Annotated in this window: 25 protein-coding genes, 1 tRNA gene and 1 other RNA gene; 13 read left to right on the top strand and 14 right to left on the bottom strand. The window is 59.3% G+C overall.

The window, feature by feature from the left end; all coding sequences use genetic code 11:
* Window positions 1-36 precede the first annotated feature (36 nt).
* The gene (locus tag SM753_RS19870; RefSeq protein WP_323192830.1) at window positions 37-966 is read left to right on the top strand and encodes an NAD-dependent epimerase/dehydratase family protein; all 930 of its coding nucleotides are present in this window, start codon (window positions 37-39) and stop codon (window positions 964-966) included.
* Window positions 967-1,104: 138 nt separating this feature from the next.
* Here the strand turns inward: SM753_RS19870 and SM753_RS19865 are convergent, their stop codons facing one another.
* From SM753_RS19865 to SM753_RS19855, 3 genes are all read right to left on the bottom strand, one after another.
* Entirely contained in the window at window positions 1,105-1,401 is a 297-nt protein-coding gene (locus SM753_RS19865) for a hypothetical protein (RefSeq protein ID WP_138797163.1), read from the bottom strand.
* 102 nt (window positions 1,402-1,503) lie between these two features.
* Window positions 1,504-1,833: a BsuPI-related putative proteinase inhibitor gene (locus tag SM753_RS19860; protein ID WP_323192829.1), complete on the bottom strand. Its 330-nt coding sequence runs from the start codon at window positions 1,831-1,833 to the stop codon at window positions 1,504-1,506.
* 79 nt (window positions 1,834-1,912) lie between these two features.
* On the bottom strand, window positions 1,913-3,064 hold the full coding sequence (locus tag SM753_RS19855; RefSeq protein ID WP_323192828.1) for a S8 family peptidase: 1,152 nt from the start codon (window positions 3,062-3,064) through the stop codon (window positions 1,913-1,915).
* A 239-nt stretch (window positions 3,065-3,303) separates the two neighbouring features.
* Here SM753_RS19855 and SM753_RS19850 point away from each other — a divergent pair, with 239 nt between their 5' ends.
* The 3 genes from SM753_RS19850 (at window position 3,304) to SM753_RS19840 (ending at window position 5,098) form a co-directional block, all read left to right on the top strand.
* Complete coding sequence (locus SM753_RS19850) at window positions 3,304-4,107, top strand: DUF2797 domain-containing protein (protein WP_369335386.1); 804 nt, start codon at window positions 3,304-3,306, stop codon at window positions 4,105-4,107.
* Window positions 4,108-4,163: 56 nt separating this feature from the next.
* Complete coding sequence (locus tag SM753_RS19845) at window positions 4,164-4,619, top strand: hypothetical protein (RefSeq protein ID WP_135533226.1); 456 nt, start codon at window positions 4,164-4,166, stop codon at window positions 4,617-4,619.
* Window positions 4,620-4,852: 233 nt separating this feature from the next.
* Complete coding sequence (locus SM753_RS19840; protein WP_135533227.1) at window positions 4,853-5,098, top strand: hypothetical protein; 246 nt, start codon at window positions 4,853-4,855, stop codon at window positions 5,096-5,098.
* On the opposite strand, the gene SM753_RS19835 is transcribed toward SM753_RS19840, so the two are convergent.
* Entirely contained in the window at window positions 5,080-6,183 is a 1,104-nt protein-coding gene (locus SM753_RS19835; RefSeq protein WP_323192826.1) for a glycosyltransferase family 4 protein, read from the bottom strand. The two genes, SM753_RS19840 and SM753_RS19835, sit on opposite strands and share 19 nt — an antisense overlap.
* Window positions 6,184-6,538: 355 nt before the next feature.
* On the opposite strand from SM753_RS19835, the gene SM753_RS19830 reads away from it, so the two are divergent.
* From SM753_RS19830 to SM753_RS19820, 3 genes are read left to right on the top strand one after another with little or no spacing between them, the layout of a single operon-like run.
* Window positions 6,539-6,811: a ribonuclease P protein component 4 gene (locus tag SM753_RS19830; protein WP_323192825.1), complete on the top strand. Its 273-nt coding sequence runs from the start codon at window positions 6,539-6,541 to the stop codon at window positions 6,809-6,811.
* Between the two features lie 57 nt (window positions 6,812-6,868).
* Entirely contained in the window at window positions 6,869-7,114 is a 246-nt protein-coding gene (locus tag SM753_RS19825) for a YhbY family RNA-binding protein (RefSeq protein WP_135533230.1), read from the top strand.
* On the top strand, window positions 7,114-7,992 hold the full coding sequence (locus SM753_RS19820) for a mechanosensitive ion channel family protein (RefSeq protein WP_323192824.1): 879 nt from the start codon (window positions 7,114-7,116) through the stop codon (window positions 7,990-7,992). The genes SM753_RS19825 and SM753_RS19820 overlap by 1 nt, the downstream gene beginning before the upstream one ends.
* Window positions 7,993-8,185: 193 nt before the next feature.
* Here SM753_RS19820 and ffs read toward each other — a convergent pair.
* Window positions 8,186-8,497: signal recognition particle sRNA (ffs, locus tag SM753_RS19815), an RNA gene on the bottom strand.
* A gap of 75 nt (window positions 8,498-8,572) precedes the next feature.
* Window positions 8,573-8,992: a hypothetical protein gene (locus SM753_RS19810; RefSeq protein WP_323192823.1), complete on the bottom strand. Its 420-nt coding sequence runs from the start codon at window positions 8,990-8,992 to the stop codon at window positions 8,573-8,575.
* A gap of 83 nt (window positions 8,993-9,075) precedes the next feature.
* Between SM753_RS19810 and SM753_RS19805 the strand changes: the two genes are divergently transcribed.
* Both SM753_RS19805 and SM753_RS19800 read left to right on the top strand, forming a co-directional pair.
* Window positions 9,076-9,423: a DUF5798 family protein gene (locus SM753_RS19805; protein WP_323192822.1), complete on the top strand. Its 348-nt coding sequence runs from the start codon at window positions 9,076-9,078 to the stop codon at window positions 9,421-9,423.
* A gap of 109 nt (window positions 9,424-9,532) precedes the next feature.
* The gene (locus tag SM753_RS19800; RefSeq protein WP_138797156.1) at window positions 9,533-10,513 is read left to right on the top strand and encodes a PLP-dependent cysteine synthase family protein; all 981 of its coding nucleotides are present in this window, start codon (window positions 9,533-9,535) and stop codon (window positions 10,511-10,513) included.
* On the opposite strand, the gene SM753_RS19795 is transcribed toward SM753_RS19800, so the two are convergent.
* The 3 genes from SM753_RS19795 to SM753_RS19785 form a co-directional block, all read right to left on the bottom strand.
* Window positions 10,510-10,917, bottom strand: a complete 408-nt coding sequence (locus SM753_RS19795; protein WP_135533235.1) for a CoA-binding protein — start codon at window positions 10,915-10,917, stop codon at window positions 10,510-10,512. The genes SM753_RS19800 and SM753_RS19795 overlap by 4 nt on opposite strands.
* 166 nt (window positions 10,918-11,083) lie before the next feature.
* Window positions 11,084-11,719, bottom strand: coding sequence for an ATPase domain-containing protein (locus SM753_RS19790; RefSeq protein ID WP_323192821.1), 636 nt, complete (start codon window positions 11,717-11,719; stop codon window positions 11,084-11,086).
* A 161-nt stretch (window positions 11,720-11,880) separates the two neighbouring features.
* Entirely contained in the window at window positions 11,881-12,717 is an 837-nt protein-coding gene (locus SM753_RS19785) for a geranylgeranylglycerol-phosphate geranylgeranyltransferase (protein ID WP_323192820.1), read from the bottom strand.
* Between the two features lie 95 nt (window positions 12,718-12,812).
* On the opposite strand from SM753_RS19785, the gene SM753_RS19780 reads away from it, so the two are divergent.
* Together SM753_RS19780 and SM753_RS19775 are read left to right on the top strand one after the other, a co-directional pair.
* Window positions 12,813-12,887: transfer RNA gene (locus tag SM753_RS19780), tRNA-Arg, on the top strand.
* 259 nt (window positions 12,888-13,146) lie between these two features.
* Window positions 13,147-13,341, top strand: coding sequence for a hypothetical protein (locus tag SM753_RS19775; RefSeq protein ID WP_323192819.1), 195 nt, complete (start codon window positions 13,147-13,149; stop codon window positions 13,339-13,341).
* A gap of 215 nt (window positions 13,342-13,556) precedes the next feature.
* Here the strand turns inward: SM753_RS19775 and SM753_RS19770 are convergent, their stop codons facing one another.
* Window positions 13,557-14,996 carry a site-specific integrase gene (locus SM753_RS19770; RefSeq protein ID WP_323192818.1) on the bottom strand — a complete coding sequence of 480 codons (1,440 nt, stop codon included), beginning with the start codon at window positions 14,994-14,996 and terminating at the stop codon, window positions 13,557-13,559.
* A gap of 187 nt (window positions 14,997-15,183) precedes the next feature.
* Here SM753_RS19770 and SM753_RS19765 point away from each other — a divergent pair, with 187 nt between their 5' ends.
* Window positions 15,184-16,608: a hypothetical protein gene (locus SM753_RS19765; RefSeq protein WP_323192817.1), complete on the top strand. Its 1,425-nt coding sequence runs from the start codon at window positions 15,184-15,186 to the stop codon at window positions 16,606-16,608.
* Window positions 16,609-16,670: 62 nt separating this feature from the next.
* On the opposite strand, the gene SM753_RS19760 is transcribed toward SM753_RS19765, so the two are convergent.
* Window positions 16,671-17,033 (bottom strand): hypothetical protein, encoded by a 363-nt coding sequence (locus tag SM753_RS19760; RefSeq protein WP_323192816.1) that lies wholly within the window; start codon window positions 17,031-17,033, stop codon window positions 16,671-16,673.
* Window positions 17,034-17,196: 163 nt separating this feature from the next.
* Between SM753_RS19760 and SM753_RS19755 the strand changes: the two genes are divergently transcribed.
* Window positions 17,197-18,018, top strand: a complete 822-nt coding sequence (locus SM753_RS19755; RefSeq protein WP_323192815.1) for a hypothetical protein — start codon at window positions 17,197-17,199, stop codon at window positions 18,016-18,018.
* A 150-nt stretch (window positions 18,019-18,168) separates the two neighbouring features.
* Here the strand turns inward: SM753_RS19755 and SM753_RS19750 are convergent, their stop codons facing one another.
* The 3 genes from SM753_RS19750 to SM753_RS19740 are packed head-to-tail and all read right to left on the bottom strand — an operon-like array spanning window position 18,169 to window position 23,832.
* Entirely contained in the window at window positions 18,169-21,645 is a 3,477-nt protein-coding gene (locus SM753_RS19750; protein WP_323192814.1) for a UvrD-helicase domain-containing protein, read from the bottom strand.
* Entirely contained in the window at window positions 21,638-22,876 is a 1,239-nt protein-coding gene (locus tag SM753_RS19745; protein ID WP_323192813.1) for a hypothetical protein, read from the bottom strand. The genes SM753_RS19750 and SM753_RS19745 overlap by 8 nt, the downstream gene beginning before the upstream one ends.
* The gene (locus SM753_RS19740; RefSeq protein ID WP_323192812.1) at window positions 22,873-23,832 is read right to left on the bottom strand and encodes a hypothetical protein; all 960 of its coding nucleotides are present in this window, start codon (window positions 23,830-23,832) and stop codon (window positions 22,873-22,875) included. The genes SM753_RS19745 and SM753_RS19740 overlap by 4 nt, the downstream gene beginning before the upstream one ends.
* Window positions 23,833-24,718: the final 886 nt, after the last annotated feature.

Here is a 24,718-nt window from a genome sequence, read left to right as displayed (position 1 = left end):
CACAAACTAATGTCCCCGAGCGGTCAAAGGCGAGGCATGGACCTCTCCGGACAGCGAGTTCTCGTCACGGGCGGTGCCGGCCTCGTCGGCTCACACATGGCTGCGCGACTGGTCGACGACAACGACGTCCTCGTCGCGGACGACCTCTCGAACGGTCACGTCGAGTGGGTCCCCGACGCCGCATCGTTCGCGGAAGTCGACCTCACCGACCCCGAACAGGTCGCCGAAGTCCTGACGCCCGACGTCGACGTGGTCTTTCACTTCGCGGCGTCGAAAAACGTCAACACCGACCGCCCTCGCGCGCAGTTCGAGTCCAACAACGCGATGACGTACAACCTCCTCGAACGGATGGACCAGGTCGGCGTCGACAGCATCGCGTTCACGTCCTCCTCGACGGTGTACGGCGAGGCTCCCCGCCCGACGCCGGAGGACTACGCCCCCCTCGAACCGATCAGCATCTACGGCGCGAGCAAACTCGCCGAGGAGGGCCTCCTCTCCACGTACGCTACCGCCCACGGTCTGACGGTCTGGACGTTCCGTTTCGCAAACATCCCCGGCCCGGCGTTCGACGGGTCTGTCATCCCGGACTTCGTCGAGAAACTCGACGCGAACCCCGAGAAACTCACAATTCTCGGCGACGGACGACAGGAGAAGTCGTACCTCCACGTCGAGGAGTGCGTCGACGCTATTCGCCACGCCGTCGAACACGCCGACGACGCGCACAACGTGTACAACCTGGGCACGCGGACGACGACGTCCGTCAACCGAATCGCTGACATCGTCGCCGACGAAATGGGCGTCGACCCGGAGTACGAGTACACCGGCGGCGACCGCGGATGGACCGGCGACGTGCCGAAGATGCGACTCTCCGTCGAGAAACTCTCCGCGCTCGGGTGGGAGCCGCCGCTCTCCAGCGACGAATCGGTCCGGAAGGCCGCGCAGCAACTGGTCGACCAGTTGGACTGAGACTGTCGGCTGTACTCCCATGAAGAATTTCGGCCCCGGGATCCGAGTATCGTTCCGAAATTACAGCCGACAGTGTGAGATGCCGTTACTTTGAATCGTCACTGCGCCCGGTTCGGCGTTCACTCCTGATTCGACGCTTCACCACACGTTGATAACGACGAAAGCGACGGTCAGCACCGCGGCGAGGGCGACTGACGTGACCGTCAGGGTGCGACGGTCACCGTCAGAGAGACCGAAGCGCCGACCGGCCCAAACGGTGTTGAAGATGCCCGCAAGCGCGAATGCGACTCCTATGGCGGCGATCCAGGCCCCGCCGAGTAGCGATTGCGGAACGAGCAGGAGTCCGTAGCCGACCACGAACAGTCCGATGAGGACGGCGGTGACGGAGACGTATCCGAACGACCGGTCAGATTGGGTGCTAGAAGCGGTATCCATACGAACAGGTACGCGCTGCATAAATATAGCCGTAGTGTGACCAGTGATACACCGTGTTCCGGTCCCGGACGGCGATTCCATATGAAGGGCGAACACCGACCGTTACACCGAAAACTCCGCCCGGGCCTCGCACTCCGTCTCGTTCGCTTCGAGCGTCGCTACTGCCGTGTACGACCCCGAGTCCGGGTCGTCCCACGTCGCCTCGTAGGTGGCGGCACCGCCGGGGTCTAACGTCTCCGATCCGAGCATTTGAGCGAACATACGGCCCTCGCTGAAGCGCCAACGCTCCGACCCGTCGTCGAGGACGGCGAAGTCCGCTTCGAGCGCGTCGGAAAAGGAAAGGTCGACGGGGTCAGCGCCAGAGTTAGTGACGGTGAAGGTGAACTGAACGTCCCGATCCGTACTCACGTCGAGGGAACTGTCGAGTGGCATACGGCGTGGTACCGAGTGGGAGAGTATAGACTTTCTGCAGCGAGAGAACAGGGGAACCGACAGCGGCGGCCGGCGGTCGTCAGTCGTCGCTGGAGTCGAGCCCCAGCGCGGCGGCAACGTCGAGCAGGCCGGCACCCTGCTCGTTGTCGCCGAGGCCGATGTCCTCCGCAGTGTCTCGCAGGCGCTGTCGGGCCTCGTCGTTCGTGTAGCCGTTGGCCATTAGCTGTCCGCCGGCACCGGCCACGTGGGGACAGGCCATCGACGTGCCGGAGAACGTGTCGTACCCCCCGGGTATCGACGAGTAGACGTCCTCGCCGGGGGCGGCGAGTTCCACTTCGGCCCCCGTCGATGAGAAGTTCGCCAGCGAGTCGTCCTCGGACGTGGCGCTGACGGCGACGACGGTGTCGTACCCCGCGGGATACCCCACGCAATCCGTACAGGGGCCGTCGTTGCCCGCCGCCGCGACCAGCAGGACGCCTCTGTCGGTGGCGTACTGGCAGGCGTCACGGACAGTACTGGAGGCGGACCCGCCGAGGCTCATGCTCCCCACGTCGTACCCCTGGTCGGCGGTCCACTCGATCGCAGCGGCGATGTCGGAGTAGGACCCGCTCCCGTTCTTGTCGAGAACCTTGGCCGCGTGTAGTGTCGCTTCCGTGCTGACGCCGACTACGCCTTCGTCGTTGTTCAGCGCGTCGGCGATGCCGGCACAGTGCGTCCCGTGGTCATTGTCGTCGTCCCACGGTTGGCGACACATCCTCGGGTTCCCCCGACACTTGACGAAGGCTTTTCCCTCCCCGAGATTCGCCTGCAGGTCAGGGTGGTCGGAGTCGATACCCGTGTCGATGATCGCGATGTCCGCACCCGCGCCTGTTTCGCCGTTCGCGTGCGCGACATCGGCGTCGACGCGGTCGATTCCCCACGGCGTCGTCTGGGAGAACGCCTCCCACTCACCGTTCACCTCGACGTATCGCACGTCGGGGCGGTTCTCCAGGGCCTTCGCGGCCCGTGCCGGGATGCGGATCGTCATCGCGTCGAACGCGAACTCGCGCTCCACGGAATCAGCGGCGTTGTGCGCCGCTTGATGACCGCTGTCCCCGGCGAACCCGACGTTTACTTCGACGAAGTCGTCGGGGTCCGCGCTGGCGAGGCCGCTCACCCCGACGACGGCGAGCGCACCGGTACTTTTCTTGAGAACGCTACGACGGCTGAAATGTGAGTTACCATCTGACATGGCAACTTTCGGCGACTATCTGGATCATTATTAATCATTGTGGTAGTTCCAGTTGAGGTAATTACAAGAACCCGACAATCTAGTTAATATAATAACAAGAGGCGAGGTTTGCATTTGTTTTCTCGCCGTATTCGATGGCTCAGAGAGAACTCGGATGCCGGAACCGCGGTCGCGTGTCGCATCGTCGGACGCCAAGCAGTACGCCTTTATTCGGCTGTCGCCTACGGCGAGCCGTGCAGATCGTCGGGTACGACACGGGTGCACCGCCGGACGGGACAGCAGACGCCGAGGGACGGCACCCAGCGTTGCTCGTCGCGACGGACGGAACGGTCCAGCGCGTTGCGCTGACCTCCGGATCGACGCTCGCGTACGCCCTCGGAACCCGCCAGTGCGCCGGCGCAGTCGACGGTACGACCCACTACGCCTGCGAGAACGACGGAGCGCCGTACTGCGACCAGCACGCGAGTACCTGGGTGTGCGCCCGCTGTACCGGTACCTGTCTCAAAGACGAGATGGACTGTTACGAGGAGCACGCGGTGTATCTGGCTGCGTTCGCCCCGGCGACGTTCAAGGTCGGCGTCACTCGCTCCTGGCGGCTAGACACCCGCCTTCGAGAACAGGGGGCGGACCGCGCTGCGCACGTCCACACCGTTTCGAACGGGCGGATCGCACGCGAACTGGAGGCAGAGATAGCGAGCGGCGAAGAGGTCTCGGGGCTGGCTGTCGACCTGACCGACCGGGTGCGGGTCCCCCGGAAGGTAAACGGCCTCCACCGGTCAGTCGACGATACGGCCTGGGAGCGCCTCCTCGACGAGTTCGACGCGTTGGACAGGTTCGATTTCGACTACGGCCTCGACCTGGACGCGCGGCCGGTCGTCGAGACGCTGGCCTCGGGGGAGGTCGTCGGCGTCAAGGGGCGCGTCCTGTTGCTGACGAACGCCGGGACGACCTACGCAGTCGACCTGCGCGATCTCGTGGGCTACCACGTCCGTGCGGAGACGGCCGACCGGGATCTCCAGTCTAACCTCGGCGCGTTTACCTGACGATAGTTCGAGACGCTTACCGAACTCTTTTCGGCCCGGCGACGGAAACCCGAGGTATGTCGGACGACGAATCCACCGACCGCGAGGAACCGGGTGCAGAAGGCAACGGCGAGGAGTCGGCGGCTGAAAACAACGGCGGCGAGGAAGAAGAGAAGTCCTTCCGCGAACGCGTCGAGGAGATCCGCGAGAAACGCGCCGAGGAAGGTGAGGGCGGCGAAGGCGGTGAGGGCGGCTCGCGCGAGGAGCGCATGCAGGAGATGATGGGCGGCGGCGGCGGTCCCGGCGGGATGGGTGGCGGCGGCGGCGGGAACCCCTTCGCACAGATGATGAGCGGCATGATGGGCGGCGGCCCGGGTGCCGGTCCGGGCGGTCGCGGCCCCGGCGGTCAGGGCCCCGGCGGTCAGGAGGCCGGAAACGAGGAACTCGTCCGCGAGGTCCGCCAGCTACGCGACGAAGTTCGCGACGCGACGCGGCAGCTTCAGCGGATCGCCGACGCCCTCGAAGACGACTGAGACGCCCCGTTTTTGGCTCCCCGCACGTTTTACCGGATAGCTCCGTCGGCCGTGTCGGTTCTATCGGGTCGATGAAACTGCTGTACGTCTTCGGACCTGAGAACGGCGCTCCGAAGGGCCTCGCGTGCGGCGAAACGGCACGTGTACTCGGGCCGTCAGTATCCTTTTTCTGGGACGGAAACCGCTGAAACGGGCCGTCAATTATAAACCTTTTGCACGTTTGGCTCAACTTGATGTCGCTGACAGCGGTGTTAGTTGCCAAACTGCTCCACGACCTGCCCCGCCGGCACCAGCGAACGGCGCTCAGCCTCGCTCCGTTCGCGTTACTCGGCTACGTGAGCGTCTCGCCCGTCTACGAGACGTCTCCCTGGATGGGCGTCCTGTTGCTCGTCGCGGCGACGCTGCTCGCGACCGGGGTCGTGGTCGCCGTCATGACGGGTCTCGGCGAGTCGTTGCGGTCCTACAACACGCTGTCGTAAACGTCCGCGAGGCGTTCAACCGCCCGGTCTACGCTCACCGTTTCTCGCCGTTCCAAACAGTTCTCCCCGAGGCGCTCACGGTCCGCGAGCGCATCCTCGATCTTCTCTCGGAACGCCGCGACGTTTCCGGGTGTGAAGTGGTAGCCGGTGACGCCGTCGTCGATAGTCTCCGACAGTGCGCCGCTGTCGACGGCGACGACTGCCGTTCCGCAAGCGTTGGCCTCCAGCGCGACCAGTCCTTGCGTCTCGACTGGACTGGGAAAGGCGAACACGTCGAGCGCAGAGTAGAACGCGGGCATCTCATCGCGGTCGAGGAAACCGAGAAATCGAACGTCGACGTCGGCCCGTTCTGCTTGCGCCTCCAGGTCTGCCCTCGCCGGGCCGTCGCCGCCCAGCACGACCGTGATATCGAGTCCCTCGGCCGCTTCGAGCAGGTCCGAGAGTCGCTTCTCGTACCCGTGCCGGCCGGTGTATCCGACGAGAGTCTCTCCTTCAAGCCCGTACTTCTCCCGGAAGGCCGCCGGATCGGTCGGTCGAAACCGCTCAGTGTCTATCCCGTTCGAGACGACTTCTACGTGCGAGTCGATGCCGACGGTATCAAGCAGGTGGTCCCGGATCGGTGCAGTGGGAACCAACACGGCGTCCGCACGGTTGAAAAACCAGCGTTCGTACCCTTCGACGAACCCTTCGAGACCGCTCGCGATGCCGTCAGTCGGTGCGAGATAGTCAGTGTACTCTCCGCCGGGAGTGTGATAGGAGGCGACGAGCGGTGCGTCCGTCCGCCGGGAGAGACGCATCGCACCCAACCCGAGTGCATACGGGGTGTGTGCGTGGACGACATCGACGTTCGAAACCGCAGCGGGGACCTTCGGTGTGCCGAGGCGATACCCGTCGTACCAGGGGAACGCGACACTCCTGACGGGATGTTCCCTGGGGCCGGCGGTGTGGCCGTCTGCCCGGGGGTACACTACATCCATTCGTCCCCCGTTGCGGTTCCACCGCTCGCTCCAGGTCTTTATCGTGTAGGTCACGCCGTTTACCGTCGGGAGGTACGTATCGGTAAAGGCCGCGACCTGATGATCCATTACTTGAGATTTGGTTGGGCAGTGGTTAAAAATCCCGTCATTCAGCGACAGGCGACAGTTTACCGATCACGATCCCATCTTCGTTTTGCAGAATTACGTAGCAACACGTCGCCCTCTCCAGCGGGTCGTTTCTCCCGTATCGTCAGTTCAGCCGTGACGCCGTCAGAACAGAATTTGGAGTTCGTTCCGCGCCCTATATAAGATATAATAAATTATGATTGATACAGGGGAACATTACAGAGTAGAAACAAAAAATATTTCCATTCCACCCCCAGTACATCTCAATGGGGCATTTCAGGATAACACTCTCTCTTGTCCTGATTCGCCCCGGAATCCCCCCCACCCCCCATTTCCGATGACGATACCCGAAGAGCGCATTGAGCGCCTCCACTCACTTGCCTACGAGGCGGCGATAGCGTCGAACCAGGACCGAGCACGGGAGTACGTTCGTCTGGCCAGACGCATCGCGGAACGGAACCGCGTCGACCTCCCCCGACGATTCAAGCGGTTCACATGCGACCGCTGCGATAGCTACCTCCGCCCCGGGTCGAACGGGCGCGTTCGACTGCAGGACGGTCACGTCGTCGTCACGTGCGACTGCGGCGAACAGGCGAGGTATCCGTACTGACCGCGACGGGACGACCGTTCAACAACGTTGATACGGCTTCCCCATCTAACTGCTTACATGACCGACGAGGAACTCCGAAAGCGAGCACACGACCTCGACGTTACTCTCTGGGTCGGGAAAAGCGGTATCGGCGCGGTAACTGACGAACTCGACGACCAACTGAAAAACCGCGACCTGGTGAAGGTGAAGTTCCTTCGCGCGGCCCGCGGCGGAACAAGCACGGAAGAACTCGCCGACGAACTGGCCGACGCGGTCGACGCCGACCTGATAGAAACCCGCGGTAACACGGCGGTTCTTCACTGATGGCGTTCGTCGACGACCTCCTCCGGAACGCCGGCCTGCAGGATGCGTACGCGGATCCACTCGGGGCCGTTATCGAGTTCGTCGTCGCGTTCGCCGCCGTCTACGTCGTCGGAAAAACCGTCATCTACCCGCTCGTCAAACGAGTACTAAACCAGCGGGGGATGGACGCCCACGCGCGCAAGCCCCTGATGAAAGTCACGCAGATACTCGTCCTGTTTCTTGCGCTGTCGGCCGCGTTTGCCTTCGCTGGGTTCGGTAGTCTCCTCCAGTCGCTCGCGACTGTCGCGGCCGCCGCGACGCTCGCTATCGGCTTCGCGCTGCAGGACGTGATCAAGAACTTCGTCGCCGGGATCTTCATCTTCACTGACAAGCCGTTCCGAATCGGCGACTGGATCGAGTGGGACGGTAACTCCGGGGTCGTCGAAGACATCAGCCTGCGAGTCACTCGCGTGCGAACGTTCGACAACGAACTCCTGACCGTGCCGAACTCCAACCTGACCGACGACGTGATCAAAAACCCCGTCGCCAAGGACAAACTCCGCCTCAAATTCCTGTTCGGCATCGGCTACGGCGACGATATTCAGGCGGCCACAGACATCATCGTCGAGGAAGCCGAGAAGCATCCTGACATCCTCGACGACCCCGCGCCGTCCGTCCGTCTGACGGAACTCGGCGACTCCTCGGTCGGCCTCCAGTCCCGCATCTGGATCGCCGACCCCAGTCGCGCCGACTACGTGGGGATCCGCGGCGATTACGTCACGAACGTCAAACAGCGGTTCGATGAGGAAGGGATCGACATCCCATACCCGAACCGAACTATCGAGGGCGGACTCGAACTGACGAACGTCGCGGACGTGGTGGAGCCAGCGGACGACTGAGAGGGACTGCTGTAAGTCACTATGAGCGGGGCAGTCGCGGTTCGGAGAAGGGTATCGCGAATACAGTGAGCGTTTCACCGCGGGCCCAGCGTCGCTCGGGGGTTTGCGCCAGGATTTTCCTCCGAACTTTTGTAGACTCGACTCCGCGCTACGAGCGCACCGCTCGTCGAAAAAGGTCACCGCGTATGAATAGGAACGGACGGCCGGGGTTGCCCGGCGTTCCGGACGGGGGAATCCCGGTTGCCTCCTCCACCCCGCGACCCAGCGAGCGACAGCTATCCGACGGTCCGCTGCTCGCTTCCGCGCCTGGCGGAGTGCCGCCGGTTAACCACGGCGGGACATCCCTGCGGATGACCGCCGTGGACTGCTATCCCCGATGGACGAGGCTTCCACGTTGGCTCCCGGGGCCCCGTCCGGTCAGACCGGACGAACCCGGAATTCGGTCCCCGCTAAAGGCCATAGTGCGGGTGGAGAGCAGGGCCTAACTGCCCGACCTAGTCCATCCTACGATAGCCGACCCGGTCTTAAGGTCTTTTCGCATCAGTCGGGGACGGCGGTGAGACGCCAGCGGGAGAAGCGATCAGATCAGACGCAGTTTGCGGGCGTACCAGGCGGCGCTGGCCGGAACGACGAGCGTCGCAGCGAGGAGGAGCCAGCGGTGGTGTTCGAGCCACTCCGCCGTTCCGAGTTGCAGGACGACCGACCTGTCGACTGCAAGCGCCCACTGGAACGCGAGCAGAGCCATCACCACTCCGAGGCCCAGCGTCACCCCAGCGGCCGTCTCCCCCGGCGTCCGGTCCTGTCGACCGGCGGCGAAGACGACGGCAGCGACCACCGCTATCAGGGAAACGCCCCACGGTCCGACGAAGCCGAATCCGTAGTAGACGCCCAGCCCGGAACTCTCCGTCTGCGGGAGTGCAACGAACGGCGCACCAGCGAGGACAATGACGGCCAGCGTCCCGAGCAGTCCGACCGTCGGAGGGACTCTCTCGTCAACCATACGGGAGTGCTGGTCGCGCCCGGAGCATAAGCGCGGCGTTCGAGTCCGAAAAGTCAACACCCCGGGTCGCCTTATCTCGGTCCATGGGACTAGGCAGCACCGCAAAGAAGATCCAGACGGTAGCTGACCGCGCCGAACAGCTGTACAAGCAACTCGTAGACGTCCGAAAACGGGTGATGGAACTCGAAGAGACGACCACCGACACCGGTGACCGCGTTCGAGATATCGAGACGGAACTGGAGAAACAGCGCGCCGTCCTCGACGCGCTAGCCGAGGAACGTGACATCGACGTCGATCAGGTTCTGGCCGACGCAGCCATCGAAGACGTGGAGCCGTCAGACGCCGCTACTGACGGAGACACACCGAACACGAACGACGAGACGGCCGCCGCGTCCGCGGAAACCGACGATGCATCCGACGAGAGTGCCTGAGTTGCGCCGTCGTGATACCGACCGACGAGCGGCCGGCGACGTGGATCACTGCCGACCGCGTAACGGGAACCAATAAAATATAACGGGCACGGCAACTATTGCCTACCAGATGACTTCCCACCGGGAGCCGTTCGATTCGGTGTTAGACACCGTTGGACAGACGCCACTAGTGCGCGTACAGGCGTCGCCCGACGAGGTCTCCGTGTACGCCAAACTGGAAACGTTCAATCCGGGTGCGAGCGTGAAAGACCGCATCGGCAAGTACATGCTCGAACGCATGGTCGAAGAGGGTGACGTGCCGCCCGGCGGAACGGTTATCGAACCGACCGCCGGCAACACCGGCATCGGTTTCGCTATCGCCGCCGAGCAACTCGGTCTCGACGCTATCTTCGTCGTCCCGGAGCGGTTCAGCGTCGAGAAACAGCAGCTCATGCAGGCACTGGGGGCGGAGATTATCAACACTCCCACCGAGAAGGGGATGGACGGAGCTATCGAGCGCGCACACCAGTTAGCGGACGAGCTAGACGACGCAGTAGTCCCCCAGCAGTTCGCGAACCCCCTCAACGCCGAGGCCCACTACGAAACCACCGGCCCGGAGATATACGAGGCCCTAGACGGCGAGGTCGGCGCTATCGTCGCCGGCTGTGGCACGGCGGGAACCCTGATGGGGATCGCGCGGTACGCCAGAGAGCAAAACCCCGATACGCACGTCGCCGCTGTCGAACCCGACGGCTCCATGTACGGCACGTTGTTCGGCGATGACAGGGAGGAAGACGAGTACAAAATGGAAGGGATCGGCACGCACGACCCCACGACGAACGAGCTGTTCGACCCCGAGCTAGTCGACGAGGTGATCGACGTTACCGACCGCTCCGCACAGGACGAACTCAAGCGATTAGCGCGCGACGAGGGACACCTCGTCGCGTCGAGCGCCGGCGCAGCGAGCGTCGCGGCACAGCGCGTCGCCGCTGATATCCGCGACGGCGAGATAGAGACGCCATACGACTCCGTCGTCACGGTGTTTCCCGACTCCAGCGAACGCTACTTGTCGAAGGGAATCTACCGGTCGTTTGAGGAGTGGGACGGCTAACAGAGCCGCTGGTGTTCGACTTTCATGCACCGATCCTGAACGACGTGGCGACCGTCCGCTTCCGCGCGTCGCGCGGCCCCGTCGTCGCGGATGCCCAGTTGGGTCCAGATCACTTTCACGTCCTCGCGTTCCAGCGCCTCGTCGACGATCCCGGCGACCTCTTCGCTCGGACGGAACACGTTGACGACATCTATCGTTTCGTCAACATCGGAGAGGGAGTCGTACGCCGTCTCGCCGAGGATTTCTTCCTCGAACGGGTTGACCGGGATCACCTCGTATCCGTTGTCTTGTAGGTATCTCGGTATCGCGTGCGCGTCTTTCTCGGGCGTGGACGAACAGCCGACGACCGCGATCCGTCGCAGGCCCAGCAACTCACGTAGCTCCGCGTCGCTCTCGACGGGCATTGAGTATCGGTGATGAGACGCGTCCGCTAAAGCCTACTGGTCAGTCCCGGTTACGGATCGATCTGTTCCGGAGGGTGTGGACGACGGCTCGCCGGACCGGATTCCGGTATCCAGCGCTTCCGAGTATCCAGCACTTCCGAGTCACGAGACCGAGACGACAGGGACGTTAGTTCGACGCCGTCGACACGCCGACGGTCCGAACAGACTGAGTCCCGTCTTCCTCCTTGACCTCGATAACGCCGTCGAACAGCTGTTTGAGTGTGTTGAGTGTCTGCTGTTCGTGCGCCGTTGAATCGATGACGTACAGACCGAGCCCGTCGGCGCTCTGGACGCGCCCCGTAAAGACGTGCAGGAACCGAAACACCGTCTGGACGTTCGAATACATCAACAGCGTCGATACCGAGTGGAGCAAGACCCGGTTCTGTTTGATGTTTCTGGCCTCGTAGAAGTCCTGCAGGAACTCCGAAAGCTGGATCCCGATACCCGTCATATCGACGGGCGAGGAGGCGTATTTGATTCTCGACGAGTCTTCGGCGTTGCCGACGCCGCGCTGTTTCGTCACACAGTCAACGATACCGAACGGCGCGTCGTCGATAGCTGGAACGAGCTGTTCGTACTCCGTGACGAGTTTATCCGCGCTGTCCTTCGTCGTGACGACGATCGCTCCTTCGCCCTGTCGCGTTCCGTTTGCGAGGATCTCTAGGGCGATCCGCCGTTTACCGGTGAGTGGCGGCCCCGATATCAGGAGATTCGTTCCTGGGGAGAGTTCGACGTCCGATAGGACATCAGCCAAGTCATACATGCCGGATCCTCTGTGGGAACAGACGGGAGATTCCGTGCTGTTGTCTGCCCTATCGCGTTCGTATGTTATAAAGATGGCCAAGCGACCTTATACCGTTTCTGATTGATCTACCGGGTCAGATCTCTGGATTCGGCGGGGAAAGCGGGGAGTGAACTCAGCGGTTACATCGCCAGCCGCCCTACGACGAACGCAACGGCGGCCAGAAACATGCCGTACTTGATCCGGGATTGGCCCGCAGTGGGGTCGTCGAAGCTCTCGACCATCGCGTACACCATGATGAAGTCGGCTGGCCCCACTACTGTGAGATACACCGCGCCGAACGTTCCCAGGAAATACGGGACAGGACTCGCCAGCACGGCCAACGCGAGGAATCCGGCGGCGACGTACAGCGCTCGTTCCGCGCCGATAGCGATCGGAAGAGTGTTCAACCCCTCCTCGCGGTCGCCGTCGATGTCTTCGACGTCCTTGATGATCTCTCGGGTCACCGTCGACAGCGCGGCGAGTACAAATAGAACGACTGTCGCCCGTGGCCGGCCGACCGCGGCACCGCCGAACAGGAACGTGCTCCCGCCAAGGAAGCCGACGACGACGTTTCCGACCCCCGGCAAGCCCTTGAACAGTTCAGTGTAGGCGATCAGCGCCAGCAGATTCACCGCGGCGATACCGATAGCCAACGGCGGGAGAGTCGCCGCCAGTACCACCGCGCCAGCGAACAGCGCCAGGCTAAACACGAGCGCTCCGCGCGGACTGACTGCATCGCGCGGTATCGGCCGGGCCGGTTGGTTGATCGCGTCTATCTCCCGGTCAAAGTAGTCGTTGAGAGCGTTGCCGGCACCGACAGCCAGAGTCGTCGCTCCCGCCGCGACCAGCGTCTGGACTGACGATGCTCCACTCCCGACGGCGACGAACGCTCCGATGAACGTTAGCGCGCCCGCTGCAACGGCGTTGCCCGGCCGCGTCAGTTCGACCAGGCCGCGAACGCGCTCTCCGACACTCATACCGCTCAGTCCCGATGGCTGGCGTATAAATGACGCGGACTCCGGACGTGGAAATCAGTGGGTTTAAACAGTCCCGTCGCTCTATTTTCGGCCGAGGGCGCTTAGCTCAGTCTGGACAGAGTACTTGGCTTCGGACCAAGCTGCCGCGGGTTCAAATCCTGCAGCGCCCATCCGTTTTCCGAACGATCTAGATTCAACAGACGGCGTAGACTTCCTTTTAAAGAAGTCGCTCTTCGCGCGAAAGAGTCCGTTCCGGTTCATCACGGGGGTCGTCGCCGTCATGCGATTCGCTAGCGCTAAAGTATCGGCGTACCCACAAAAAGGTGGGTGGTCCTCGTCATTGATCAGCACAGGGACGAAACGCTCAACGAAAGGAAGATGCTCTGATCGGGCGCGGGGGTTTTGTCAGTTGACGAAATATGATTCGATATGGCTGACGGTCGCCCGCTGACCAGCGAGGAACTTCGCCGCTACATCGCCAGTCTCAATCAATTAAAACGGATGTGTAGACGTCCAACCGACAGCCGCGCCGAAGACGGATTCACTGAACAGGTGGACGATGATGACCTCGAACGCGAACTTGATGCACTGGAAGAGGAACTTCGGGGAGATCGATCACCCTGAACGGTATGCGGTTCACCCGTCTGGATCTCGTTCGTCGCCAGCATTTGACGTCGATACACGATAACTCGTTTTCCATCTGTGATTCCCATATGTAGACTAAGATAATTCAAGGATGCAGTGCGCCATATCGTACACCCCGCACCGTTCGGAACGTCCTCACGGAAATGTTTTTCGCTGACGCGGGCCGGGCGCGCGCCCGGCCAGCGCGTCTACTGCTACTGAAAGAGAAGAGAGAGATCCACAGCCAATGGACCCACAACCAGCACGAGGTACGCAGCCATCCCTTTCGCCAGTCGTTCCGCACTTGGAACAGCGCCCTCATCAGCCGTCCAGTACTCAGTCCACTCCTGACCAAGCCGCGACCACACGGCCCCAACCGAAAACGCGGCTGCGCCCGTGATCGTCGCCGCCGCCATTCTGTTGCTGTCGTGGTCATCGTCGTGATAGTCCGACAGTCGTGTGTCAACCGTTTCCGCCCGGTACTCTTCCGGTGGCGCATGCTCGCTTGGATCTACGCGGTGTGGGTCTTCGGTATCTGCAATCGTTGTCGCAGTCGTCACGGGCTGGCCGTCCTCAAACTGGACGCGGTCGGAATCCCGCTTTATCTTACCAGGGAGATCGTGTTTCCGGGGGTCGTAACTCAACTCGTCCGCGTCAGGGAAGCCAGCATAGTTAAAAGGGAGCGACGCCTCGCGCGGATGGACAAGCAGAATCGGGGTGTTACGTTGCTCGTGATGGCGGGTAAGCCGAACATCCCGGTCAAACCGAATTCCGTCTGGCGTAATTGGCGAGAACGGCTCTCCGTCGAACGGGATCGGATTCATCACGACTGGAAACTGATACTCAGGCTCGGCTGGCACGACCGGAGGCGCTTCGTTTTCCTTCCCCAGCAACGAGTACACCTTGTGGCTGGTAATACGACCACTCTGCCGCAGGTACCGGGTGGCAGTCTGAATATCCTGCCAACCCGCTAGGTCACACAGCATCTTCGGATCAACCGAGATATCCGCAAGAAACGTGAGACCAGTCGCCCGGAGCGGATGGGGAGACAACTCATCAGGTTCCAAGCCGTTCGCGTTTTCTGCAGCTTTCTTAATTAGTCGGCTCACCGGGAACCGCTGGTGTTGAAGACAGTCATTGTGGTCGAAGAAGGTCATGAGGCACGCAGTGATGCGCTCAGACCAACCGAATGGAACAGTACGTGCTGACCGGTCGTATTTCGGCTCCCAACGCTCACTATAGAGTATGTCTTCAAGCGTCTCCGGGCGACAGTAACTCGCCTTCTCAACGACGGTATCGCGGGCGTCTGCATTCAGGTCTCGCCACTTAACGTCGTCAGCCCATCCTCCTTTTTCTTGGAGCTCTGATAGGCCGCGGCGACCCCAGATGTCGCGGGCAGTGATCCAACACTGCTTGCAGCCGCATGGGTCGTAGCTTGGGATTTTGATTTCGCCGCGCCGCCAATCGATCCACTCCTCACGGAGATGTTGGATCTCTTGGAGACGGAAACCAAGTCGTCCAGCGAGTAGGATGATGTAGCAGGCGGCGAGTCGCGCACTGGGATTCTTGATCTTGAGCGCGCCCTGATAGAGTCGGAAGTAAGCGTCCGTGTTGAGGGCTTTATCGGCCGATGGAAGGGCATTTGGGTTCGTCATGCACACCTCATATGAGCGAATGCGGGAAAAAGGTAAGCCGTGAGATAGGCGCGTTTTAGCCGGTCTGGTAGGTGCTGGACAATTCAACTTATGACAGTCGCCGATTTTAGACCGGAACCAGTTTTGTACTCATCTCTCGGAATACTGGTCTGGACATTTATGATATATGCGTAACTAAGTTGCAGTAATGAGACAGCTATCCCTTGTTGCTGTTCTTATTATTTGTGGGCTTCTTGCTGCACCTCTTGTCCCTTCTGATCAAGGTACTGCCACGGCACAATCCACAGGTGACTCGTGTCTCGATCCCCAGTCAGATATCGCGCTCCAGAATGGTATCTCGGTGCCACGTAGTGAAGCGAACGTTACTGGTCATCTGATCTATGATCAGAGTACACAGACGCTCACGATTACCTATCGCAATCTTTCGGCCACCAGTGAGTTCTGGGTTGATCTCACGACCACGCATTATAATCGTGGAGTTCGGGTCGTAAACATGACCGGCTTCGCTAATCTGTCGTCCGATATCGGCTACTCCTTCCGGTGGGACGGCCGAACACAACACCCGAGCCTCACACTATCCATAATCGATCAGCAGGCATCTCAAGGTGAGAATCATGAATACGCGGCAACTCCACACTGGGGGTTCTTCCCGGTTCCAAGCCATGCACCGGCTACGAATCTCAGCTTCGACGGTGAGGGGTTTGTCGGCGATCAATTCATCCTCGCCGGCCCGAACAGCGTGTATACGGCTTCATCAGGCTGCCAAAACATTCGTCTCATTGTGCCACAAACCGCTAATTTATCTGAATCACCGAGTAGCATTGTCAACTCGCTTGCTTCGGCTTCCCGTCAGTTCGATGTCGGGCCGCAGTACTCTTATGTCAACGCGTATGCTGTCACGGATCCGATTCGCCGTGGCGGAGCAGCTGAAACGCATGAGTTCTGGGTACATGATTCGGCTACCTTTGATTTTGGCTCTGAGTATTGGGGCGGCGTAATCCCGGCCAATACCTGGCTACACGAATACACGCATACGCGCCAGCTGTTCACCGTCAATTCGTCTGTACAGCTCGGCGACCAGATGTGGTGGTTCACGGAGGCGAGTGCGTCATACTATGCTGTTGATCTTACCACGCGCCAGCAGTACGCTGGTCCGTGCGAGTACACCCACTACTTCTGGAATGTGAGTCGGACACGGATGGGCACCGTTGTGCTCAGCAACCAGAGTCAGTGGGGGCCAAACGATCAGGGCCAGTATCGGAAAGGTGCTGTAGTCCTGTCAGCACTGGATCAGCGGATTCGAAACGAGACTAATGGACGGCGAACCCTCGATGACGTCGTCTATCGAATGAACACGCACAACGGGACGGTTACCTACGCCGATTTCAAACAGATCGTCGAACAGGTTGCCGGCACCTCACTCGATGCTTGGCTTGATACACAGATCACCACCAGCACGTACCCCGAACCGGGGCTCCGTGAAAGCGCCTGCCGCTGGCACTTAACCATCCAGCAACTCATCTATACGAACAAAGGCCGGGCAGTGCTCGCTATGGCTGCCCTCATCGTCATCGCCGCTGGTTACAGGATCTATCAGTGGCAACAAAACTGAGGGTTATCGGTGCCCCTGTCCAATATTACAGTAGCACTGTTAATATCAGGAGAAATACCCAATCACAGCGAATGATTTAGTTCGCCGGCGTAGTCCGATTCGATATCCTCAAGTCGAGAGTCAAACTCACGGTGATACCGGTTGTTGTCCACAATCTTAGCCTCGAAGGTGTCTTTGTGGCACTTCTGCTGAACCGTCTGTAGATCCTCGACGTCTGGTAACAAGCCGGTCACAATCTTCTGTGCTTGCTTCCGCCGCTCCTTGATCTCCATCGTCTCAGGAAGCACCAGAAAAACTGCAGCAACCAACCGGATTTGCCGGCGGCGCTTGTCAGCCTGTCGCCACGCAAGGGGAAGGTGTTCATCGAGCAACTGCTCAAACGGGGTTAGAGGTGGACGTGCCGGAACTATATCCTTCAGCGCCATACACCCCTGTTGGAGGCCGTGGGAAATAACGAGTAGGAATAAGGCCGGTTCTAGCACCGTGAGTAGTCCTAGTACGGCTAGCTGGCATTTCGAAGCTAGCGAGATGACGGCTAGAACGATTGTCTATCAGTATCTAAGTACCTGCCTCTGTGAGAATCTGGTGATGAAGGAAGTGACCCTCTTGGATCCATCAGATCTTGATCGACTATATGGACATGTTGATCCAGCCAATAGACCGGACGCCGTTGACGAATTGAAGACGATGTACGAGCAACTGGAGCAGTTACCGGGACAACAGTACCGAGACTTGCTAAACGATGTCAGCCGGTCAAAACACATGCTAGACGATAATCACACTGAACTTTTGAACGCAATCGACCATTTCGAGAACAACCCAGATACCTGGCTAGTCAACGAAGAGAATCGCATGCAAAATGCCTTACTGGAGTTCGCGCGGAACCTACATAATTATCTGGCAATGTGCCTCTCACTTCGGGATCATACATACCGCATGAAGGAGAAACTAGACCGTGACGATCTTGACGATCAATACTCAGCTAAGATGGCTGAGCTAGACTTGATTCCGCTTGCATCTTTTATTATTGATCTGCGAATCTATATGCAGCATCGGCGTATTCCTGTTGTTACTGGACGTACCAGTACTCACGTCATTAGTGATGCACCCACAGAACGAACAGCAAAGATTCTCTTTGATAAAACGGAACTGGTTGGTTGGGAGGAATGGAAGGACCAATCTCACGAAGTGCTTAATGATCTTGATGACGAATTTCAAATCCGGAGTGTTATCGAAGACTACCACGAGATACTCTCCGAGTTCTATGAGTGGCTCTTCAACTATATCAGCGAACTCTATGCTGACGAGATCGAGGAACGGGATGAACTAATCATCGAGATGGCCGAAAAGCAGGAAGAGCTGTATCCAGGTCTCAACGAAGACTTCCTAGACGATGAACAAACTAAGTAGTTCTCTGTTTGCGCACTGTATTTATCACTACTACTGATATCAACCACTGGTTGAGGGTTCAATAAGGTCGGATCCTCGAATGATATGTATCTGTGTCGAACACGATACCGGACATGTGTAAAGCGAAACCGCTTCTATCCTGACTTACGGCTACTGTCGAACCAGAGCCGCGAGTCTCCGTTCAACGATGTCGGACGGCCATGAGGACTCGATTGTATCTCGTTCGACGCCAAATGTTTCTACTGCCCGATTCACTGGGTCTTCGGAACTCTCCTGCTGTTCGAAGAGGTACGAGTAGGCCGTCACTTGGAGTTCGTACCGACGTCGCGTCTCCGGTGTTTGATCCGTCAGCGTGATCTTCAGATCGGCCACGTGCTGTTCGCCGGAGGGTAATTCGACGACGAAATCGCTCGTGCCGTGTATCTCGATCTCGACGTCGTCAATCGTGACGAGACCATCGATAGGTCTCTCAACGGTAACCCGTTCGGCTCGTTGGATATCTCCCCATAAGTCGGACGCGAAGAAGTCGTCCAATACCTCCTCCCCGAAGAAGGTAAATAATCCGTCGCGTTCGTCGTCGTCGATTCGCGTAGCGTGGCCGTCAACGACTTTGTCGAACACGCGGCGAACTTCGCCACCCCGCGATCGAAGTGTATGTTCCGGAACCTCGCGTTCGACGAGCGTGGTCAACACCTCGTGTAAGCAAGAGCCGACGTCGTCTGGGCCTAACCGGTCGAATTGCAGGGGGACGTCGTCGGGAACGTCGTTAGCATCTGTGTGCAGGGCATTGCCGAGGAGGTGGTCAAGTACCTGTTCGTCGGGATCGTCCGTGAGTGGATACAGTGTACTCGGGTGGGCGAACCGTGGAACCCATGGATCGAGATCGGTGTGTCGTGGTGGATTGACGGCGACGTCGTCGTCACCAGACGTGACCGTGTTTGTCCATGTTGCGCGAAGTGCGACATCGTTGACGCCGACGTCGAACGACCCGGTGTCCGTATCGACTGTGTACGACCCAGTTTGCTCACCAGTAAAGTTGAGTCCGTTCCGAATCGTGTCGAGCCACCGGTCACGAGGGCGTGGCTCACCAGAAAACGAACGTGGGAGTGGAACGACGAGGTGATCTCTCGCCCGCGTGAGCGCGACGTATAGAAGCCGCCACGCTTCGGCTCGTTCATTCGCCGCAACCCGTTTGAGACGGTCGGGCCCGACCAGCGATGTTGCGTCGGCGGACTCAGCGACATCGTCGCACCATTGGCCCGTGGCCCACCGCAACCCGACATCCCGGTCCCGCGTGTCTTCTGGATCGTAGAGCCCGTTGACGAACGGTGGGAGCGCAATATCTGATGGGATATCGGTGTTCGTTGGCGGGGCGAGTCCGGCGATGCTCCCCTGAGTGAGGAACCGTTGGGCCTGCGGCCCGTGCTTCCAGAGACAGAATCCGGGATTTGCAACGGCGACGACGTCGTCTTGGTCGCCCTTAGCGTCATGAACCGTCCGGAATTCGACGTCGTGACTCGTGTCGGCGGTACTCGGCTGGTTCGGTCCCATATACGGGTTCTCTCGGAACGGTTCGACCAGCTCGGTGAGTTCGCGTGGAGTGAAATGTTCGTCCGCTTCCCACTCCTCCAGGGTCTTTACGAGTGCATCGAGGTTGGCGACCCGTTGTGCAGGATCGACGTCGAAGCACCCATAGGAATCTGCGCGAAGGGCGAGTGTCTCGATGATGTCCTCGGCGTAGGTGCCAGCGGGGCGGGAGAGGAAGTTATCACGTTGGTCGCGGAGTTCGGAGAGGCCATCGAGTACGTGCTGGTGTGCGTCCGTGAGGTCGCAGTCATCGAGAACCGCGTCGATGTCCCAGTGGTGGGCCTCAAAGTTGTCTGCAAGTGGTTCGAGACCGAGATTCGACTCGGTGACGAGCGCGCGGGTTCTTTCGGGGTCGGCAGGTGCGACTAGCCACTCACAGACGTCAAGGACTATATTGACGACTGAGCACTCGAAGAGATCTTCACTCGCGTTCCGAACACTGATCCCCATTTCCTCGAACGCCTCTTCATACACATCCATCTTCGACGCCCATCGGAACAACACGGTGACCCCGAGAGGGTCATCGTTCTCGTCAGCAAACGTCCCATCCGCGAGCCCCTTCGAGAGGAGCGTCGCCAGCGTCGTTGCTTCCCCACGACCTTCGACAGGATTGACCCAGGCGTACGAATCAGGGTCTGAAGCTATCGGATCGAAGGCTGCGATATGAACATTCGACTCATCGGTCGAACCACGATCAGCTTCGAGCCCAGGGTATCGGACGTCCAGTTCTCCGAGGTTACCACGTGTTGGATCCGTGAGCGCCGCTTCGGAGATTTCGTTGATCGCACTGGCGACGTCGGGGACGCACCGGTACGTCGTCTTCGCAGTCCGGTGCTCGTGGACGTCCCAGTCGATCCCGAGATACTCTCCATCGACCGTTGCGGTCTCGAAGAGCGTTGGTTCAGCGTGCCTCCACAGGTAAACGCTCTGGAGCAGGTCGCCCGCACCGAACACTCGCGCACTGGGGGTGACCAAGTGAGAGAGTGCCGCATGCTGTATCGACGACACGTCTTGGGCCTCGTCAATGATCAGGCTCTGGATTCGTGTCTGGTACCGCTGTCTGATTCTGGTCCGGTGGGTGTCATCGACATCGTTGAGTCGGTCGTCGAAGTATGCGTCCACGAGGTACGCGACGTCTGTATGTGAGACAACGCCACGGTCGCGGATGGTCTGCCGATACGTACATCGATACTCTTCGAGTACTGCACAGAAGTCATCGATACGGGCACACCAGTCGTCGTGAAGTCTCGAATCTGCGTCACAGATTCTGTCTCGTTCGTCGTCGCCGATGTCGTTGTAGGTACTCTTGTCGATATCTGACCCGACACAGTGTTCGACCGCGGCGACGACGTCGCTGAATGATCCTGGGCGTCCCTCTGCATAGACATCTTCAACAGTCTGTTCAAGGTTGGAGTGGAACCTCTCCGTAGAGATACGGCGATCTCGGCAGTAGGTGACGGCGGTCTCAAGCATCTCGCTCACGTCGTCGTCGTACTCGCCAGTGGGATACGCCTCCTCCAACCGCTCTACTCGCTGCGCCAAGTCCGAATCCTCCTGAACGGCCCGGTAACAGGCTTTATGCAGATTTTTCTGCCGAGCCGTGTTGCCAACAACCGGCATCTCCTCAAATCCGACATCGGAGGCGATCTCACTCAGCACATCCCGAAGAATACTGTCGATGGTACCGACGAACGGTGCTTGTCTGATCCGTTGGATCAGATATTCTACCTCTGAATCTGAGACTTTGCTTGCAGCGGGGACAAGATCGTGTTCGACAATCTCCCGAAGGCGGTCACAGATATCCGGAATGATGCTCTCCGCCTCACTACGGTTGAACGAGATGGCTGCGACTCGCTGTTCGGGCGTCGGGTCTCCAGCAACGTAGCGACGGAGAATGTCCTCTGCGGAGATATGGTCAGTGACCTCGGATTTCCCTGCACCTGGGACGCAGTTGAGAGTATACAATCCCGAATCGTGGTCGAAGTACGCGTCCCGAATGTCTCGTTGCGCGTTCTGGAGGCGGATCGGATCGTCACTCACTGTTGGCCACCTCGTGGTTAAGCATCGCTCGAACGTCGTTCGGGAGTTCTCGTTCTTCGCTCATCAGCTGTCGGCGCTCGTCGGGAGGAACAAGGTCGGTGTCCAGATGGTCTAGCAGTGGAGATGGACGGCGTTCTTCTCCAGAAGTGGATTCTGTGTGGCGAGTCACAATCAGTCCATTTCCAGCGGCCCGCAACGTGTCGTCAAACTGGTCACGGTCTCGGCCCGTTGTCCACGCTGTTCGTGGTGCGAGCGTTCCAACACGCCCGTCACCACGGAGGATTGCTTCTTGGAGTTCCGGGGGGACGACACTCTCTGTTTGCTGAGGCCACTCACCGTCGATCAACCCGACAGCGAGGACGTACGGCACGTTCAACAGCCAGATGTCGTTCGCTTCAACGATGTCGATAGCACGTGCGTTTGAGTGTTCCCGTCGGCCTGGGCGCTGGGTAGCGATTAGCTGACTTAACTCTGCGACGCTACTCCACGACCGGTCAAGTGTTCCTTCATCGAGTCGATCTGCGTACTTGTGGCGCAGCTGTTGGACGAGAGTTTTCACACGAACGGTTGCTCGGGCGTCACGCTCTGTTTCGATAAGCGAGGGGGAATCATTCTCCTTCGTTACCGGGAGCCCGAGTTCCTCGTACGTATCGACGACGTCGGTAAGGACGTTCGTCACGGCTTCTGGGGTCGGTTCGGGGCAGTCACCGAGCCACTCGGCATACGTCACGAAGCGTTCGTCGATCCCCGGATTCGCTTCGAGTTCGTCGTGCCACTCACTGAGGGTTCGTGATTCGTCCGGTAACGCCTGCATCGACACCTGGACCGTCTTGGGATCGATTGGCCACTCCGACGACATCGCCGACGGAGGGGCCCAACGGTGTTCGAGCGGGCGACATAGGATTTCCCGAGATGGGTTATCAGAGGCGAGGACGCCGCATACCGACCCGATGAGTGCGAATGGGCGTGTCTGTGTTACCCTGAGCTGGACCCAAAACACGGGCGTTAGTCCATAGTGAACGGAAGCACGGTACAACGGTTCCTCGTAGTTGTCGAGGTCGCGTACTACTACGGCAATATCCCGGGTTGGGACACCGTGGTCTCGGAGACTTGCTACGGTAGCCATCACACTTCTCGCCTCCGCTCGCCGTGTCCTCGCTTTGATCTCAGCAATAGGCACGTCAGGGGGTTCAAGTGGTTTCGAAAGGCTGAGGCGATCTTCAGCGGTCACGACTCGAACACCACCGTACCAGGCTCGGTAACATTGAGAAGTTCAGGGAGACGACGCGAAAGGTATGATCCGGTTCCACGACGGAAATGGATGTGAACCGGAACCTGTGTTGCTTCCAGAATTGCGTGCAGTAAATCGACGTGTGCTGCAGGGAGACTACTGACTCCAACAAGCGAGATTCGTTCGACATCCGGAAACGCGGCTTCCAGACAGGTCCCACTAGTCCGAAGAAGATTCTGTGAGGCACGTCGAACAAATTCCACGTCAGAAACCACCTTCTCGGTATCCTGACGGAGGGCGCGCTCGACTGCTACAGCCGCCTCCAGGATCTCAGTGGAATCAACATCAATTGGAGATGGGAGTTCCTCCGCAATTCCGCTAAATGTCTCAAGGCGTTCTGGGTGAAAGCCCGTTACACTCTCAACTACCGTTCTAATCTGCTCAATCTCTTGCGGAGCAGACGGTATCGTTGGTTCAGAGATATCCAACCTATTATTCTCTTCTGAGAGCGACTGAATCATCGATAATCGATCGATACGGTCAATCGAATCTCTCGACTGCTGGCCGTCTGGAAGGAGTTGCTTTCCAACTTCTGGTGGATCTGCGAAATGGAGGCGATCTTTGGGGAGTTGAGCTTCACGAAGTCGGCGCTGTATGTTTCTTCGGTGTAACTCGACTGGTGCGAGAACTAACTCCGTTCTATTGGTTGAGTGCCGCACACGCTCCAGGAGCGTCTCTTCATGACCGACATGAAGCATTAGGTTCCGTGGGAGCTGGGTTTGGAGGGTTTGATCCATCGATTGGTCAGAGTCTGCCAGTGTAGGGAGAGTGAGATGCAGGATCTCATCGTCAGCAGATTGTTCTTCCCGGATAGTTACATTAATCATAGCCACATCTACTATCTGTTTCTTCTGGTTTCCCTGACCGTTCAGCAACGGCACGGTAGCAGGTTCCACTTGATTCTTCAATGGATGCCTGTCGAAGCCACAACTCATCTCCGCGATCAACGGCGCTCAGTCGTGCGGTCGCTACTACATCTAAGCCATCAGGCTTCGGATTCAGAGGCAGGTTGCAAGAGTCACAAGCGAGAGTACCGATGTACCAGTTGAGCAAACCAGCAGGACGACGTCCACGGATCTGTATGGGACTCCCCTCAGACAAGGTTCGACCACAGTGGTCACACTCTGCTGTACTCTTGGGAAAAGACTGGCCCGTTAACACCTGCTTTGCAGCCCTCTCTACGTCTCCATGGGAGTACGCCTCTACGATACAAGCAAATGGGTCATCTCCGTCTGTGGACAACCCTTGGAGCAACTCTTGGAGTCGGTTCAGTTGGTAGCCAAGTTTCTGCTGGACTACTTCATCATCAGAGATGATGCGTGCTTCTTCCGGAGTCATACAGATTCCTCCGTGGGTTTGTAACACGCAGTCGAAATCTGGCGAATGTGCGTGGCCAAGGGGTCCGTTGCTTCCGTCGGTGCAACCTGCTTGGATCGGCTATCGTATACCGCAGCACCCGTTTCGTCAAGCGTTTCCAGGTGAGATTGGATAAGTGAGATATATACGCGTGTGCGCTGCTTCGAGGTTACCTCACTTGGGTCGGTGAGGTTCTCGATTGCCGCAATTTCGACGGCGAGGTCCGATACAGAGAGAACATCATCACTTTGCGCTAACGACAGAATGACGCTCCGGCGACGGCTGTTCGAGATTGCGCGGAACGCATCGTCTGGATCCATCGGGATCGCACGGCAGGAGCTAGTCTGCTCCATTCGCCACCTCCCGAAGCCGGTCGATTACTTGGAAAGTGACCTGTACATCTCGGTTCTGTTTCCCGTGCCGTGG

Origin of the sequence: Halostella sp. PRR32 (assembly GCF_034808085.1) — an archaeon.
GTDB lineage: Archaea > Halobacteriota > Halobacteria > Halobacteriales > Natronoarchaeaceae > Halostella > Halostella pelagica.
This window is presented reverse-complemented; position numbering and strand designations above follow the sequence as displayed.

Coding starts and splice junctions, on each gene's coding strand:
- SM753_RS19870 (WP_323192830.1), top strand. CDS start 37: ATGGACCTCTCCGGACAGCGAGTTCTCGTCACGGGCGGTGCCGGCCTC.
- SM753_RS19865 (WP_138797163.1), bottom strand. CDS start 1,401: ATGGATACCGCTTCTAGCACCCAATCTGACCGGTCGTTCGGATACGTC.
- SM753_RS19860 (WP_323192829.1), bottom strand. CDS start 1,833: ATGCCACTCGACAGTTCCCTCGACGTGAGTACGGATCGGGACGTTCAG.
- SM753_RS19855 (WP_323192828.1), bottom strand. CDS start 3,064: ATGTCAGATGGTAACTCACATTTCAGCCGTCGTAGCGTTCTCAAGAAA.
- SM753_RS19845 (WP_135533226.1), top strand. CDS start 4,164: ATGTCGGACGACGAATCCACCGACCGCGAGGAACCGGGTGCAGAAGGC.
- SM753_RS19840 (WP_135533227.1), top strand. CDS start 4,853: ATGTCGCTGACAGCGGTGTTAGTTGCCAAACTGCTCCACGACCTGCCC.
- SM753_RS19835 (WP_323192826.1), bottom strand. CDS start 6,183: ATGGATCATCAGGTCGCGGCCTTTACCGATACGTACCTCCCGACGGTA.
- SM753_RS19830 (WP_323192825.1), top strand. CDS start 6,539: ATGACGATACCCGAAGAGCGCATTGAGCGCCTCCACTCACTTGCCTAC.
- SM753_RS19825 (WP_135533230.1), top strand. CDS start 6,869: ATGACCGACGAGGAACTCCGAAAGCGAGCACACGACCTCGACGTTACT.
- SM753_RS19820 (WP_323192824.1), top strand. CDS start 7,114: ATGGCGTTCGTCGACGACCTCCTCCGGAACGCCGGCCTGCAGGATGCG.
- SM753_RS19810 (WP_323192823.1), bottom strand. CDS start 8,992: ATGGTTGACGAGAGAGTCCCTCCGACGGTCGGACTGCTCGGGACGCTG.
- SM753_RS19805 (WP_323192822.1), top strand. CDS start 9,076: ATGGGACTAGGCAGCACCGCAAAGAAGATCCAGACGGTAGCTGACCGC.
- SM753_RS19800 (WP_138797156.1), top strand. CDS start 9,533: ATGACTTCCCACCGGGAGCCGTTCGATTCGGTGTTAGACACCGTTGGA.
- SM753_RS19795 (WP_135533235.1), bottom strand. CDS start 10,917: ATGCCCGTCGAGAGCGACGCGGAGCTACGTGAGTTGCTGGGCCTGCGA.
- SM753_RS19790 (WP_323192821.1), bottom strand. CDS start 11,719: ATGTATGACTTGGCTGATGTCCTATCGGACGTCGAACTCTCCCCAGGA.
- SM753_RS19785 (WP_323192820.1), bottom strand. CDS start 12,717: ATGAGTGTCGGAGAGCGCGTTCGCGGCCTGGTCGAACTGACGCGGCCG.
- SM753_RS19775 (WP_323192819.1), top strand. CDS start 13,147: ATGGCTGACGGTCGCCCGCTGACCAGCGAGGAACTTCGCCGCTACATC.
- SM753_RS19770 (WP_323192818.1), bottom strand. CDS start 14,996: ATGACGAACCCAAATGCCCTTCCATCGGCCGATAAAGCCCTCAACACG.
- SM753_RS19765 (WP_323192817.1), top strand. CDS start 15,184: ATGAGACAGCTATCCCTTGTTGCTGTTCTTATTATTTGTGGGCTTCTT.
- SM753_RS19760 (WP_323192816.1), bottom strand. CDS start 17,033: ATGGCGCTGAAGGATATAGTTCCGGCACGTCCACCTCTAACCCCGTTT.
- SM753_RS19755 (WP_323192815.1), top strand. CDS start 17,197: ATGAAGGAAGTGACCCTCTTGGATCCATCAGATCTTGATCGACTATAT.